The sequence below is a fragment of the Streptomyces sp. NPDC046215 genome (assembly GCF_040646215.1).
GTDB classification, from domain to species: domain Bacteria; phylum Actinomycetota; class Actinomycetes; order Streptomycetales; family Streptomycetaceae; genus Streptomyces; species Streptomyces stramineus.
Genome location: NZ_JBEYZW010000133.1, coordinates 1 through 14,053, shown reverse-complemented (window position 1 = coordinate 14,053; position 14,053 = coordinate 1). Strand labels below are relative to the sequence as shown.

The 14,053-nt window shown below is 73.4% G+C and carries 13 protein-coding genes; 7 read left to right on the top strand and 6 right to left on the bottom strand.

Annotated elements, in window-relative coordinates:
- The first annotated feature begins 376 nt into the window (after window positions 1-376).
- From ABZ951_RS32355 to ABZ951_RS32345, 3 genes are all read left to right on the top strand, one after another.
- Window positions 377-1,402, top strand: coding sequence for an ATP nucleotide 3'-pyrophosphokinase (locus ABZ951_RS32355; RefSeq protein WP_344095459.1), 1,026 nt, complete (start codon window positions 377-379; stop codon window positions 1,400-1,402).
- A gap of 185 nt (window positions 1,403-1,587) precedes the next feature.
- The gene (locus ABZ951_RS32350; protein WP_344095461.1) at window positions 1,588-1,917 is read left to right on the top strand and encodes a putative quinol monooxygenase; all 330 of its coding nucleotides are present in this window, start codon (window positions 1,588-1,590) and stop codon (window positions 1,915-1,917) included.
- A 355-nt stretch (window positions 1,918-2,272) separates the two neighbouring features.
- On the top strand, window positions 2,273-2,884 hold the full coding sequence (locus ABZ951_RS32345) for a L,D-transpeptidase family protein (RefSeq protein WP_344095509.1): 612 nt from the start codon (window positions 2,273-2,275) through the stop codon (window positions 2,882-2,884).
- A gap of 390 nt (window positions 2,885-3,274) precedes the next feature.
- Here ABZ951_RS32345 and ABZ951_RS32340 read toward each other — a convergent pair whose 3' ends face one another.
- From ABZ951_RS32340 to ABZ951_RS32330, 3 genes are all read right to left on the bottom strand, one after another.
- On the bottom strand, window positions 3,275-3,967 hold the full coding sequence (locus tag ABZ951_RS32340; RefSeq protein ID WP_344095463.1) for an SMI1/KNR4 family protein: 693 nt from the start codon (window positions 3,965-3,967) through the stop codon (window positions 3,275-3,277).
- Window positions 3,968-4,061: 94 nt separating this feature from the next.
- Window positions 4,062-4,466, bottom strand: coding sequence for a hypothetical protein (locus ABZ951_RS32335; RefSeq protein WP_344095465.1), 405 nt, complete (start codon window positions 4,464-4,466; stop codon window positions 4,062-4,064).
- Between the two features lie 413 nt (window positions 4,467-4,879).
- The gene (locus ABZ951_RS32330) at window positions 4,880-5,353 is read right to left on the bottom strand and encodes a hypothetical protein (RefSeq protein ID WP_344095467.1); all 474 of its coding nucleotides are present in this window, start codon (window positions 5,351-5,353) and stop codon (window positions 4,880-4,882) included.
- 227 nt (window positions 5,354-5,580) lie between these two features.
- Here ABZ951_RS32330 and ABZ951_RS32325 point away from each other — a divergent pair, with 227 nt between their 5' ends.
- On the top strand, window positions 5,581-6,582 hold the full coding sequence (locus ABZ951_RS32325; RefSeq protein WP_344095469.1) for a hypothetical protein: 1,002 nt from the start codon (window positions 5,581-5,583) through the stop codon (window positions 6,580-6,582).
- A gap of 18 nt (window positions 6,583-6,600) precedes the next feature.
- Here ABZ951_RS32325 and ABZ951_RS32320 read toward each other — a convergent pair whose 3' ends face one another.
- The 3 genes from ABZ951_RS32320 to ABZ951_RS32310 form a co-directional block, all read right to left on the bottom strand.
- Window positions 6,601-7,917, bottom strand: a complete 1,317-nt coding sequence (locus ABZ951_RS32320; RefSeq protein WP_344095471.1) for an LCP family protein — start codon at window positions 7,915-7,917, stop codon at window positions 6,601-6,603.
- Between the two features lie 228 nt (window positions 7,918-8,145).
- Entirely contained in the window at window positions 8,146-8,649 is a 504-nt protein-coding gene (locus ABZ951_RS32315) for a hemerythrin domain-containing protein (RefSeq protein WP_344095473.1), read from the bottom strand.
- 294 nt (window positions 8,650-8,943) lie between these two features.
- Entirely contained in the window at window positions 8,944-9,477 is a 534-nt protein-coding gene (locus tag ABZ951_RS32310; RefSeq protein WP_344095475.1) for a hypothetical protein, read from the bottom strand.
- A gap of 109 nt (window positions 9,478-9,586) precedes the next feature.
- Here ABZ951_RS32310 and ABZ951_RS32305 point away from each other — a divergent pair, with 109 nt between their 5' ends.
- Genes ABZ951_RS32305 through ABZ951_RS32295 form a run of 3 tightly spaced genes read left to right on the top strand, consistent with a single transcriptional unit; the run spans window position 9,587 to window position 13,916 of the window.
- Complete coding sequence (locus ABZ951_RS32305) at window positions 9,587-10,330, top strand: beta-phosphoglucomutase family hydrolase (protein ID WP_344095477.1); 744 nt, start codon at window positions 9,587-9,589, stop codon at window positions 10,328-10,330.
- Window positions 10,327-12,732 (top strand): glycosyl hydrolase family 65 protein, encoded by a 2,406-nt coding sequence (locus ABZ951_RS32300; RefSeq protein WP_344095479.1) that lies wholly within the window; start codon window positions 10,327-10,329, stop codon window positions 12,730-12,732. Before ABZ951_RS32305 ends, ABZ951_RS32300 begins: the two co-directional genes overlap by 4 nt.
- 23 nt (window positions 12,733-12,755) lie before the next feature.
- The gene (locus ABZ951_RS32295; RefSeq protein WP_344095481.1) at window positions 12,756-13,916 is read left to right on the top strand and encodes an aminotransferase class I/II-fold pyridoxal phosphate-dependent enzyme; all 1,161 of its coding nucleotides are present in this window, start codon (window positions 12,756-12,758) and stop codon (window positions 13,914-13,916) included.
- Window positions 13,917-14,053 lie beyond the last annotated feature (137 nt).

Sequence of the window (14,053 nt, the reverse complement as noted above, 5' to 3'; positions counted from 1 at the left end):
CCACCACAACCACCACCCACTCCCCCACAACCCACCACCACAACAGTCCGAAAAAACTAACAACACACACCACCACAAATACGACCATCACACCCACAACACCCCCACAACCACCCACATAGCTCAACATTCAGCGGAATAGCGGCCATCTCGGTCCACCGGCCACGCCGCCGCCCCGCCCCCACACCCCGGCCCGGAAACCGCCCCCACGCCTCCGGCACGCCCACGCCCGGGCCGAAACAGGCCACGCCACAGGCGTTTCAGTGCCCCGGTTTCGCCCACTCTTGTTGTATCTGTCGCCGTATGCCCGACTCATGTGCCGCCTGAGGCGCATGAGCACTGGACGACGATCGCCGAGAGAAGGATGAAGTCACGGATGATCATCAATCGCACGGTCCACCGGCCCACGGCATCCGCCGCACTGGCCGTCGCCCTCAGCGCCGTCACGATCTCCAGCGCGCTCGCCGGGCCACCGGCCCGGCCGTACCCCGCGCCGGCGGGCAAGCCGGCCCAGATCGAGCGGCCCGGGGACGGGGACGGCGGCTGGCACGCTGACGGGCTGTCCCTCAACGCCGCCGACAGCCGGAAGGTCGACGAGTTCGCCGTTCGGGCCAAGGAGACCGAAGAGGCGCTCAGCCCCGAGCTGCGGGCGGCGGCGCGCATCAGCCACGCCACGCTCGTCGGCTTCGACGACCGCCTGGAGTCCCCCGACGCGCTCAAGCGCAAGGTCGCCGCCGCCATGAAGGAGACCCCCGGGCAGACGGCCGACGCCGCCCTGGCCAAGATCGGCGATTCCGTCCGCTACACGCTCCAATGGACGGACGGCCGGTACACCAAGGGGGTGGCCACCGCCTCGACGATGCTCGCGAGCTGGGGGAACGAGAACACCGAGTGGTCGAACACCTGGGGCCGGAAGGAGAGTTACCAGGGCATCGACGCGACCTGGCGGGACACGAGGTCGGGGCACTCCTTCCAGGTCCAGTTCCACACCCCGGCGAGCAAGTGGGCCCGGGACGCGGCGCGTCGGCTGTCCCAGGAGCAGCACCTGCCCACCACTCCGGGGGACCGGGCCAAGGAGCTCCAGGAGCACCAGAAGGCGATCTTCGCGTCGGTGCCCGTTCCCGAGGCCGCGGCGGGTCTGCGGGCCCCCGCGCCCGCCCCCCGGCCACCCGCGGCCGAACCCTCCCCGGCAGAGGTCAAGCCCGCCCCGGTGCAGCCGAAGCCGGCGGCCGAGCAGCACAAGCCCGCTGCCGACACCGGGCCGGAGCCCGGGGCGAAGCCCCCCGCCGGGCCCGCCGACGCCCGAACCGACCCCCGGCCGGCGCCCGAGACGAAGCCCGCCCCTGCCGCCGACCCCCGCCCCACGCCGGCCGGGCCGCAGCCGGCGCCGGCCGGCGGCTAGCCGCTCGGGCGGCCGGCGAGCTCCGGCCGCCCGGTTTTCCGGCAGGGCCGGAATCGGCCCCCGGTCCGCTTCACCCGGCCCCCTCCCCTCCTCCACCGTGGGGACGAGACCGACACGGGCGCACCGCCCGCCCACCCTCGGCGCCGTGTTCACGGCCCTGCCGCCCCGACCCACAGGAGACACCGATGATCCTGATCGTCGTCAAGATGACCGTCCGGCCCGAGCGCGCCGGCGACTGGCTCGCGCTCGTCGACGACTTCACCCGGGCCACCCGCGAGGAGCCGGGCAACCTCTTCTTCGAGTGGTCCACCAGCGTCGACAACCCCCACCAGTTCGTCCTGGTCGAGGGCTTCGCCTCCCGCGAGGCCGGTGACGCGCACGTGAACTCGGCGCACTTCCAGGCGGCCATGGACACGATGGCCGACGCCATCGCCACCACCCCGCAGATCATCAGCACCGAGGCTCCGGGCAGCGGCTGGTCCGCCATGGCGGAGCTCACGCCCCGCCACGCGTAGCGGGCGGAAGGAGGGGCCGGGCGTCCGACGACGCCCGGCCCCTCCTTCGTTCACGGGCCCCCGCGGGCTGCGGGCCCACGAGGCTGCGGGTGAGGGAGGTGCGGGACAGCAGAATCGCGCCGTACAGGTGAGCGCCGTGCCGGGCACCTCCGGGACGAGCCACCAGCCCGCGCGGACTCCCTCGCCCCCGGGGACAGACCTTTTCTCCTGCCGACTCAGCTGCAACCCTCCGGCGCCACACGTAGTCATACTATTTATGACCAGAAGAGCGAGGCAGAAGAGAACACCAACCGCGGCACTCCGCCTGGGAGTTCTGCTCGGCGCCGCGGGGCTCGCCGCCCCCCTGACGATCGCCATGGGCGGCACGGCACACGCCGCGCCGGCCTGTACCACCAAGACCGGGCCGTACCAGAAGGACGTGGAGAAGTACCTGGGCAGGCCGGTCGACGGCAAGCAGTCACCGGCCGACTGCCGGGCGATCCAGGACTTCCAGACCCGTCACCGGATCAGCCCGAACGCCGGCTACGCCGGCCCCGTCACCTGGGGGGTCATCCAGCAGGAGATCACCCGCCGCAATCCCAACGCGGCCGGCAAGTGCCCGGTGAACAAGGGCCGCATCGCGTGCGTGGACCTCTCCCGGCAGATCAGCTGGATCCAGGACGGCAAGTCGCTGAAGTTCGGCCCGGTACCGGTGCGCACGGGCCGGAACGGCTACGAGACCCGCACCGGAGCGAAGAAGGTCTACTGGCGTTCGGTCAACCACTGGTCGACCCTCTACAACGTCCGTATGCCCTATGCCCAGTTCTTCGACGGCGGGCAGGCGTTCCACGCCATCAGCGGCAGCGTCTACTCCCCGCCCGGCTCGCACGGCTGCATCAACATGCGGACCGCCGACGCCAAGAAGTACTGGTCGATGCTCGCCAACGGCGACGACGTCTTCGTCTACGGCCGGAAGCCCGGCACCTGAGCGGAGAGCGACGGCCCTCCATACCAGCCCGGGGCCCCTGCGCCGCAGCGCTGTCCCCGCACGCCGGCGGCCCGAGCGGGAGGCCCGGACCGAGCGGGGCCACGGGTCAGGCGGTCATGCCCCCGTCCGCGACGAGGACCTGGCCGGCGACGAAACCGGACCCGTCCGAGGCCGGCCACAGCACCGCGGCGACGCTCTCCTCCGTCTTCGCGGACCGCCTCCTGGACGATCCGCACGACCTGCTCGGTGGTGCGGGCGAGCCGTACGGACTGGGGGCGGCCCACCCAGCGCGTGTTATTGCCGACGGTCAGCTCCAGGGCGCGCAAGGCGCGCGGCGGCCGGGCGTCGGTGAGGCCCGTGATCAGCGGGACGCCGCGGCTGAGCCCGGTGTCAGCCGAGAGGCGGTCCCGCGTGCGGGTCCGGCTCGCCCGGCGCCCCTGCCCACGGGTCGATACCGGCGTCCCACAGGCGCTGTTCCTCGCGGCAGTGCAGGAACTTGGGGCGGCGGCCCCACAACTGGGTGCCGCTGAGCGGGCACCGGTCGAACTCGGCGAGGAAGAGGCCGCGGAGGAACCCCGTCATGCTGCGGTCGTGGAGGCTCACCGGCTCGGGGGTGTGGCGGCCGATGACGACGACGGGCCAGCGGTCGGGGTCCTCGTCGGTGGTCTGCCAGCACAGGATGTCGGGGCCCGCGGTCACCCCCCAGGCCAGCACGGGGGCGGGGGATCGTGCCGTCAGCCCGGGCGGGCCGGAGAAATTCCGCAGGAAACCGCGGGCGTTGACCGTCTCGGCGCGCATGCCGTCGTCCGGATCCGTCCAGTAGGGCGACGGAAGCGGCTGGAGGATGTGGAGGAAGTCCTGGACGGTGCCTTCGCCGTACTCGGCCATGAACGCGACGTAGTCGGCGGGGAACCCGGTGCCCCAGAGGCGCTCGGCCGCCTCCCAGTCGACGCGCTCGCCCGCGTTCTCGTGCGGGGGCATCAGACGGCGGACGGCGTCGAACGCCGACCGCGCCGCCCCTCCCTCTCGCCCTTCCGGCCCTTCTCTTCCTTCCCGTCCCTCGCGCACCGCTTCGGCAGTCATGTCGCCCCCTCCCGCCGGCGCACCGGCTCAGTGTCCCGCGCCGTACGCCTTCACCCTAGTCCACCCCAATTGTCCCGTGGTGGGTGATGACGCTTCAGGGTGTGCCCACGGGCTGCCCTTCCGGCAGCGTCACCGCCTCGTCCGCCGCCGGGACGTGCGGCCCGCCGAGGGTGCTCGCCGGGTACAGGACGCGGCCGACCGTGTGCGGTTCGGCGTAGGAGGCGATCAGCCGGACGACCGTGGCGGCGTTCGCGGAGACGGTGACGGGCGCCTGGTAGAGGTCGTGGTCGCCGTCGTCGGGGTCGGAGAGGGTGGACCACATGTCCTCGGCGGCGCTCACCAGCTGGTCCAGTTCGTCGCGCACGGCGTTCCAGGCGCCGTCGCGCACGGCCCGGTCGATGCGGGACACGGTGCCGAGGAGGCTGGCGTAGTCCTCAGCCAGCTGGTCCTCCTGGGGGGACGGTTGGAGCGTCATGGCGACGGGCTCGGTGGTGTACACGGCACCTCCACACAAGAAGAAACGGTTCGGGCTGGGGCCGATGCGGACGAACCCCCACCCGGCATCGTCGCGTGCCGGGGGACGGCGGCCGCTGTTCGCCGTCACCGCGCGGCGATATATCACTCGCACGGGCGAGCCGGATCACGCGGCGGGTCACCGCGCGCCGCGCCGCCACCGTCCGCGCCCCCACCGGCAGAAGCGGCCCGGGGCGGGGCCCGCCGCGCCCCGGGCCCGTTCCGGCCCCGGCGGTCCGGCCGCCCCACCGGGTGCGGGGCCCGGGGAGTGCCGACCTCCCAGGGCCGCCCCTGGGCAGCCCGGGGGCCAGGTGGCAGGCCCGTCTCCCGTGCAGCCGTCCACCCGTAGCCGGGCCGGGGCCCGGCGGCCCCGGCCCGGCTACGGAGGCCGGCGCTCGGCTACATCCAGATGGTGGCGGTGGCGACGGTGCGGGCCTTCTTCGGCTTGTCCGGGTTCCCGTAGCGGACCTCCACCCGCGGGTGCGACCTCATGAACTCGCTGTCCACGATGACGACCTGGCCGGGCCGCGTGGCGTGGCGCACCGCGATGTCCGTGTCGAGGAAGAACCCGAACTCACCGGTGGCGGGCGCGTAGAGGAAGAACTTGCCGCCCGAGTACTGCCGCGCGGCCGTCTCCTCGTCCAGGACCAGTGCCCAGTACGTCACCGGGTGGCCCGCCGGGTACATGACCCGCTGCACGGCCTTCAGACCCTCCAGTTCCCTCCACCGGAAGGGGTTCTCGGACCCGGGCGCCACCGAGGTGGCCGCCGTGGCGGGAGCGGCGTCGCGGGCGGGGGCGGCGGCCTGCGCGCCCGAGACCAGGGTGGCGCCCAGGGTCGCCGCCGCCAGAGCCACCGTTACGGCACGGAACACAGTTCGAGATGACAAACCTTGTCTCCATTTCAGGCAGGTTTCGATGGCCAAGGGATGCAACTACGTGACCTCTTGGCTACGTGTGGTGATCATCGGGGTGGGCCGGGGCTCCTGGCAACGGCCCGGCACCGGATCCGGCCACCACCGGCCCACCGCCGCGTGCGGCCCGCGCGCCGCGGAGGAAGACTGATCGGGCCGCGACCGCGTCGTCAGGGGAGAGAGCAGCCATGCCTCACGACTCCCGCAGCCCGCAGCCGAGCGGGGTGAGCCGCCGGGCCGTCCTGCTGGGCGGCGCGGGCCTCGCCCTCGGCGCGCCCGCGTGCTCGGCCACGGGGACCGGCAGGGCGAGCGGCACCGGCTCCGCGACCGCCACCGCGCTCCCCCGCACCGCTCCCTGGCGGCCCGACCCCTCGGACGTCCAGCCGGACGTGAAGCTGCGCGCCGTGCAGGTGATCGAGGCGCTCGGCAGCTGGAAGGACGGCGGGGGCGGTGCGGACCGGGCCCGGGAGCGGGTGGCGGCGCTCGACCTGCCGGCCGCGCTCGTCGACCAGGCGGGCCCGTTGCTGCCGCCCGCGGACGAGGCCGTCCTCCAGGTCGTCGACGCCCAGTACGGCGGGATCCTGGCGGACACCGCCAGCGTGATGGTGGCCTGCCGTCAGTGGACCCGCCGCGGCGCGGCGGTCACACCGGGCGGCACGACCGTGGACGTCCGGCTGAGCCGCTCCCTGCCGCGCTGGTCGGTGAGCGCGCTCCACCCCGCCTCCCCCGGACCGCCCACCGCGTCACTGTCCGAGGAGGCCCGCCGGGTGCTCGCCGAGTCCCGCATCCGGCTGCCGCCGGCCGCCGAGGCCGACATCCGCGGCGGCGGTGTCCACGCGAGCGTGCTGCGGTGTCTGCTCCGGCTGGCCGGCACCTACCGCGTCGACGTCACCGTCCTGCGGTCGGGCCACCCGCTGAACGTGTTCGGCACCGACCGGCCGAGCGACCACCCGCCGGGCCGTGGCATCGACGTGTGGCGCATCAACGACAAGGCCGTGATCGACGCGGCCACGCCCCGCGGCCTGATCGAGTCCTTCATGCGCGACGCCGCGGCGGCCGGTTCGTACAACGTGGGCGGGCCCGTGCTCCTGGTCGGCAAGCCCGTGCTCCTGGCCGACGGGTCCACCTCGAATCAGTTCTTCTCCGACCCGACCCACCGCGACCACGTCCACATCGGCTTCACCGCCTGACGGTTCGTCCCGCCGGGGTCAGTTCACGCACGGCACGCCGCCCATCCTCACCGGCGGTCCCTGAAAGGCACTGTCCGGAGCCTTCGCGGGCGGGACGGCCACCCGCCCCCGCGGTGCGCTCCCGGCGCCCGGTCGCCCGCCGTTCTTCGCGGAGTCCGCGGCCGGGGGCGCACCGGGGCCGATCATCGACTGGACGAGATTTCTCACCTTCGTCCGGTCCACGAGATTGACCGCTTCCCCCTTGCGGGTGGCGAAACCGGCGATCGGGAGGGTGTGGAACTCCGCGTTGCCGCCCGTCAGATTGGGCGCCTGCCGGGCGAAATCCAGGATGTTCCAGCGGTCGTCCATCACGATGTCTTTTTTCACGACATCGAACAGCCCTTGCAGCTTTCCCATGTCGCCCCAGACGCCCTCGGATTTCAATTTGTACGTCACGGAGGAGAGGAAAGCCTGCTGACGGTGGGTCCGGTCGAGATCGCCGCCGGCCAGGCCGTGGCGCTGCCGGACGAAGGACAGGGCCTGCCTGGCGTCGAGGTTCTGCGGTCCGGCGGAGAAGTCCGCGCCGGAGTAGCGGTCGCGCACCGCCTTCTTCAGGCATACCGGGACCGGCTGCACGACTTTGGCGATGTCGTAGAAGCCGAGCAGGTTGACCTCGGCGAAATGGTCGATCGGCACGCCGAGGAATTGCTGCACCGTGGCCAGGGTGGCCTCCCGGCCGGCTTCCCGGCCGCGGTGTTCCAGCTCGGCGCCCCGCACCCCTTCGGCGGACAGCCTGCTCGCGGCCTCGGCCTTGGCGAGCCCGTACGCCTCCTTGATCTTGTGCTCCCCGCGCCCGCCGGCGATCTCGACGTAGTCGTCGCGCGGGATGGAGAAGGCCGTGACCTTCCCGCCGCCGGCCGGGATGTGCATGAGGATCAGGGTGTTGGTGTTGTAGCCGCCGATCCCGCTGGACCCGGCGTGCAGTTCCCGCTGGACGAACTCCTTGGGCAGGTCGTCGCCGTTCATGTCCTTCCGGCTGTCCAGGCCGATGAGCAGGACGTTCACCGAGCCGTCGCGCCGTGCGCCACCGTCGCGCAGCGCGTCGAGCGCGCTGGAGGTGATGAGTCCGTGGTTGAGCCAGCGATAGGCGGCCCAGCCGATGCCGCTGGTCAGCAGGACGACCAGGGAGGCGAGGCAGACCGCAATCCGGGCGGCGGCCGCGGCTCGCGGCGGCTTCCGCTTGCGTGTTCGTCGAACATTTGCCTGGCCACGGGGTCGGCTTCCTCTGCTTCCTCCGATCCCTCCGCCCCCGCGCTCCCCGGCACGTGGGGAGCGGTAGCGGTAGTCGTCACGCATGGCCGGCCCTCCTGTGTCGCCTGGACCGTACGGCACGGAACGCCGTCAAGGCCAACAGCGGCCGCGGCGGCGGGCAGGCGCCGACGGCCCGGCGCGACGCCGGAGCCGCGCGGGGGCGGGCCGGAGCGGCGAGCACGCAGAAATGACCCCCCTCACCCCCCTCTTGCCCGATTGCGCCATACGGCAAGTGCCGGTGAAGGACCGCACCCCGGCCACGGGCCCCGCGGGTCAGAGGCGGTCGGGGTGCTCGACGGCCCCGCGGACGGCCTCGGCCGTGTCGCGGGCCGCCTCGGCCGTTCCCCGCCCCTGCCGGACCTCGTCGCCCAGGCGGCACAGGGTGCCGTGGGGGCAGGTGTGGCGCAATCGGGGGAAGAGATCGTGCTCCTCGTGCCGGACGTGCTGCGCGACCTCGCGCTCCAGCACCCGGACGCGGGCGTCGAAACCGGGCTCGTAGACCGTGCGCGTCTCCAGCCCGCGCAGCATGGCCGTCAGGCGCTCCTGCCCGCCGGCCTCCTCGTCGGCGCAGGCGTCCCCGCCCGCCAGGTACTCCCGCAGGGCCGGGTAGAGGTACTGCCGCTCGATCGCGTAATGGCGGGCGAGTTCGGCCGCCACCTCGTCCAGCAGGCTCTCGCGCCGGGGGTCTTCGAGGGGGGTCCGGTGGATCCCCTGGAACAGCGCCTCGATCGCCCGGTGGTCGGTCTCGAGTTCGGTGATGATGTCGGTGCGCGCCATGGGGCCGTCCCTTCGGATCACGCGTGGACGCGTCGGGGGATCGCGCGACCGGGCGGAACCGGGCCCGCCGCGCGGGCCGCCACCCGGAACTTACCGCTGCATCCCTTTTGCCATGTTCTCATGACCCGGGCGTCACCGGCCGGACCCGACCCGGGAGGGCCCGCGGCCGCAGGCCCCGGAGGCCGCGGCCGGAGTGTGCGTCCGCCCATGGACGCCGCACGTCGAAAAGGCTCCCGCTCGGCCCCCGCCCCGTTCCGCTGACGCCGCCCGGGGCGGGAAGCCGCGCCCGCGGGCTCAGAACGCCGCCCCGGCCTCCGGCGCCGGGTCGTGGTGCCAGGCGCCGGTCACCGCCGCGACGATGACGGAACCGATGACGATCAGACGGTGCGTCACCGCGTCGAGCTGCTCCCGCTGGGCGGCCGGCAGGTGCCACTGCTCCCACCAGGTGACCTGCTCGGGGGTGTCCGGCAGGGGCTGCTCGGCGTGCCACGCCTCGCGCAGGTGGTCGGCCAGCGGGACGACCGCGGCGGCCTGGTCGGCGTAGGCGGCGATCAGGGCCGTCATATGGCTGCCGGAGGGCAGCCGCCGGTACCACTGCTGGTGGACCTGCCAGGCGGTGGCGGCCGCGTCCTCCAGCCAGAGGACGTGCTGGGTGGTCCAGCCCTGCGCGCCGGGGCTCTGGGGCATGCCGGGCAGCAGGCGGGGCTCCAGCGCGTCGCGGTGATCGAGGAACATCTGCCCGAAAGCCTGTTCCTCCTGATGGGGGATCCAGAGGCGCTCGCCCAGGGCGAGCGCGGCAGCGTCGACGGCATCTACGGGGTGGGTCATTTGATCACTTTACGGTTCGGCCGGCGCGCTCCGCACACCCCCGTACGGCCCTTTTCGCGGCACGGTCGGTGAGCGCGCGCTCCCCGGGAGCGCGGGGCATCATGGCCGGGTGACGACCCTTGGTCTGCCCTCCGACATCCGTGCCTGCCTGTTCGACCTGGACGGCGTACTGACTCGTACGGCCACCGTCCACGCCGCGGCCTGGAAGGCGACGTTCGACGACTTCCTGCGGGCCCGCGACGGCGCGGGCTTCCGGCCCTTCGACGCCGTCGCGGACTACGACGCCTACGTCGACGGACTCCCCCGGGCCGACGGCGTGCGGTCCTTCCTGCTCTCCCGGGGCATCCGCCTGCCCGAGGGGGACGCGGGCGACCCGCCCGAGGCGGACACCGTCCAGGGGCTGGGGAAGCGGAAGAACGCGCTGGTCGTGGCGAAGATCAAGGAGATGGGGGTGGAGGTGTTCGCGGGTTCGGTGCGCTACGCCCAGGCCGTCCGCGCGGCCGGGTTGCGGCGGGCCGTGGTCTCCTCCAGCACCAACTGCCGCGAGGTGCTCCTCGCGGCGGGCATCGCCGACCTCTTCGAGGTCCGTATCGACGGCCTCGTCGCCGCCGAGCGGCGCCTGGCGGGCAAACCCCACCCGGACACCTTCCTCGCCGCGGCCCGCGACCTGGGGGTCGAGCCCGGGCAGGCGGCCGTCTTCGAGGACGCCCTCGCGGGGATGGAGGCGGGCCGCGCGGGCGCGTTCGGCTTCGTGGTGGGCGTGGACCGCACCGGACAGGCCGAGGCCCTGCGCAGCCACGGTGCCGACACCGTCGTCCAGGACCTGGACCAACTGCTGGGAGACCCCCCGTGATCACCCATCCGGCCTACGCGGTCGAGCCGTGGTGCCTGCGCGAGACCGCGCTCAACCTCGACGTGCTGCCGCAGAGCGAGTCGGTCTTCGCCCTCGCCAACGGGCACATCGGCTGGCGCGGCAACCTGGACGAGGGCGAGCCGCACGGCCTGCCCGGCTCGTACCTCAACGGCGTGTACGAGCTGCGGCCGCTGCCGTACGCCGAGGCGGGCTACGGCTACCCCGAGTCCGGGCAGACCGTCATCGACGTCACCAACGGCAAGCTGATCCGGTTGCTCGTCGACGACGAACCCTTCGACGTCCGCTACGGGCGGCTGCTGGCCCACGAGCGGGTGCTCGACTTCCGGACCGGGCTGCTGTACCGCACCGTGGAGTGGATGTCCCCGTCCGGCCGGACCGTGCGGGTGCGCTCCACCCGGCTGGTCTCCTTCACGCAGCGGGCGGTGGCGGCCATCGCCTACGAGATCGAGCCGGTCGACGCCGAGGTGCGCATCGTCCTGCAGTCGGAGCTCGTGGCCAACGAGCAGTTGCCGGAGGCCGGCGGTGACCCGCGGGTCGCCGCGGCGCTGGAGTGCCCGCTGGTCCCCGAGGAGCACGCGGCGGAGGAGGGGCGGCTGCGGCTGGTGCACCGGACGGTGCGCAGCGGACTGCGGGTGGCCGCGGCGGCGGTCCACCAGGTGCACGGGCCCGGGAAGGTCAAGACCTACTCCAGGAGCAGTGACGACCTGAGCCGGTTCACCGTCACGGCGCTGCTGGAGCCGGGGCAGCGGCTGCGGCTGGAGAAGACCGTGTCCTACGGGTGGTCGGGGGTCCGGTCGCTGTCGGCGATGCACGACCAGGTGGACGCGGCGCTGGCGGGCGCCCTGAGCACGGGGTGGGAGGGGCTGTGTGCCGAGCAGCTCGGTTACCTCGACGCGTTCTGGGAGCGGGCCGACGTCGAGGTGGACGGGGACGCGGAGATCCAGCAGGCGGTGCGGTTCGCGCTGTTCCACGTCCTGCAGGCGGGTGCCCGTGCGGAGTGCCGGGCCGTTGCCGCGAAGGGGCTGACGGGGCCGGGGTACGACGGGCACAGCTTCTGGGACAGCGAGACGTTCGTCCTGCCGGTGCTGACCGGCACGGCGCCGCACGCGGCGGGTCAGCCGCTGCGGTGGCGGCACGCGACGCTGCCCGCCGCGCTCCGGCGGGCGAAGCAGCTGGGCCTGGAGGGGGCGGCGTTCCCGTGGCGGACCCTCAACGGCGAGGAGTGCTCGGCCTACTGGCCCGCCGGCACCGCCGCCTTCCACGTCAACGCCGACATCGCGGACGCCGTGGTGCGCTACCTGTCGGCCACGGGCGACGAGGTCTTCGAGCGGGAGGTGGGGCTGGAGCTGCTGGTGCAGACCGCCCGGCTGTGGCGTTCGCTGGGCCACCACGACCACCAGGGCAACTTCCACATCGACGGCGTGACGGGCCCGGACGAGTACAGCGCCGTCGCCGACGACAACGTCTACACCAACCTGATGGCGCAGCAGAATCTGCGGGCGGCCGCGGAGGCGGCCGAGCGCCACCCCGACCTCGCGGCCGGGTTCGAGGTGGACGACGAGGAGACGGCCGCCTGGCGGGACGCGGCGGACCGGATGTCGCTGCCCTTCAACGCGGCGCTCGGTGTCCACGAGCAGTCGGCCGGCTTCACCGGCCACCAGCAGTGGGACTTCGCCCGCACCGGCGGCGATCAGTACCCGCTGATGCTGCACTTCCCCTATTTCGACATCTACCGCAAGCAGGTGATCAAGCAGGCGGACCTGGTGCTGGCCATGTACTTGCGCGGTGACGCCTTCACCGAGGAGCAGAAGGCCCGGAACTTCGCCTACTACGAGCCGCTGACCGTGCGGGACTCCTCGCTGTCGGCGTGTGTCCAGGCGGTGATGGCCGCGGAGACCGGGCATCTGCGGCTGGCGTACGACTACCTCGGCGAAGCGGCGATGATGGATCTGTCGGACCTGGAGAGCAACACCCGGGACGGGGTCCACATCGCCTCCCTGGCCGGCACCTGGATCGCCCTCGTCGCGGGCTTCGGCGGGATGCGGCACCGCGCCGGCACCGTCGCCTTCGCGCCCCAGCTCCCCGAGCAGCTGGGCCGGCTCGCCTTCACCGTGCAGGTGCAGCGGTGCCGGCTGCGGGTGGAGATCACCGGGTCGACCGCGACATACACCCTGGTGGAGGGCGCGGCCCTGGAGATCGAGCACCACGGACAGACGCTGACGGTGGCGGCGGACCGCCCGCAGAGCCGGACGCTGCCGGAGCCGCCCGACCGCCCCGAGCCGACCCAGCCGGCGGGCCGGCGTCCCGCGCGGCGCGGCTGGGCGGCGACCCGCGTGGACCGCGAGAATCCGGTGAACCGGGCTGAGCTGCGGGCGGGTTGACGCCGGTCCGCACAATGGTACGTATGTCTGATGCCGTGAACGATCCGCTGAGCGAGCTCCCGCTGGAGAAGCTGCGGCTCCGTACGAGCGCGAAGTGGCGGTCCTACCCCCCGGACGTGCTGCCGCTGTGGGTGGCCGAGATGGACGTGCCGCTGGCCGGCCCCGTGGTGCGGGCGCTGACAAAGGCACTGGCCCGGGGGGACACCGGCTACGCGATGGGCCCGGAGTACGTGGCGGCGCTGGACGCCTTCGCCCGGAAGCGCTGGGGCTGGGACGGCGTCGCGCCGGAGCGGGCGGCGATCGTGCCGGACGTGATGCTGGGCGTGGTCGAGGTGCTGAAGCTGATCACGGGGCCGGGGGACGCGGTGGTGGTGAACTGCCCCGTCTATCCGCCGTTCTACGCGTTCCTGGAGCACCTGGGCCGGCGGGTCGTGGAGGCCCCGCTGGACGCGGGCCACCGCATCGACCAGGCCGCCCTGGACGATGCGTTCGGACGGGCCGCGGCGGGCGGGCGACGGGCCGCGTACCTGCTGTGCAGCCCGCACAACCCGACGGGGACGGTGCACACGGCGCGGGAGTTGGCGGCGGTGGCGGAGCTGGCGGAGGCGCACGGCGTGCGGGTCGTCGCGGACGAGATCCACGCGCCGCTGGTGCTGCCCGGTGCCGAGTTCGTCCCGTTCCTGTCCGTGCCCGGCGCGGAGCGCGGCTTCTCGCTGCTGTCAGCGTCCAAGGCGTGGCACCTGGCCGGGATCAAGGCGGCGCTGGCCGTCGCGGGCCCCGCCGCGGCCGGGGAGCTGGCCCGGATGCCGGTGGAGGTCGGTCACGGCGCGAGCCATCTCGGCGTCGTCGCGCACGTGGCCGCGCTGCTGCACGGCGGGGACTGGCTGGACGCGGTCCTGGCCGGGCTGGACGACCGCAGGCGGCTGCTGGCCGAGCTGCTGGCGCGGCACCTGCCGGAGGTGCGGTACGTGCCGCCGGAGGCGACGTATCTGGCGTGGCTGGACTGCCGGCGGCTGGGTCTGGGCGACGATCCGGCGGCCGTCTTCCTGGAGCGGGGCCGGGTGGCGCTGACCGGCGGGATGCCCTTCGGCACGGGCGGGGCGGGTCACGCGCGGCTGAACTTCGCCACCTCTCGGGAGATCCTCACGGAGGCGGTGCGCGGGATGGCGGCGGCCCGGCGCTGACGCTGCCGGCCGGGGCGTGTCCGGTAGGTCTTCGGCTACGGGCCGTCGTTGCCGCGTTGCCGCCTGCGGCGGCGAGCGCCCTTCGGGCGCGTCCTCAAACGCGCCGGACGGGCTGGTAGTGGCTGAGCTCAGCCACT

Coding starts and splice junctions, on each gene's coding strand:
- ABZ951_RS32295 (WP_344095481.1), top strand. CDS start 12,756: ATGTCTGATGCCGTGAACGATCCGCTGAGCGAGCTCCCGCTGGAGAAG.
- ABZ951_RS32325 (WP_344095469.1), top strand. CDS start 5,581: ATGCCTCACGACTCCCGCAGCCCGCAGCCGAGCGGGGTGAGCCGCCGG.
- ABZ951_RS32315 (WP_344095473.1), bottom strand. CDS start 8,649: ATGGCGCGCACCGACATCATCACCGAACTCGAGACCGACCACCGGGCG.
- ABZ951_RS32355 (WP_344095459.1), top strand. CDS start 377: ATGATCATCAATCGCACGGTCCACCGGCCCACGGCATCCGCCGCACTG.
- ABZ951_RS32345 (WP_344095509.1), top strand. CDS start 2,273: ATGGGCGGCACGGCACACGCCGCGCCGGCCTGTACCACCAAGACCGGG.
- ABZ951_RS32350 (WP_344095461.1), top strand. CDS start 1,588: ATGATCCTGATCGTCGTCAAGATGACCGTCCGGCCCGAGCGCGCCGGC.
- ABZ951_RS32310 (WP_344095475.1), bottom strand. CDS start 9,477: ATGACCCACCCCGTAGATGCCGTCGACGCTGCCGCGCTCGCCCTGGGC.
- ABZ951_RS32340 (WP_344095463.1), bottom strand. CDS start 3,967: ATGACTGCCGAAGCGGTGCGCGAGGGACGGGAAGGAAGAGAAGGGCCG.
- ABZ951_RS32320 (WP_344095471.1), bottom strand. CDS start 7,917: ATGCGTGACGACTACCGCTACCGCTCCCCACGTGCCGGGGAGCGCGGG.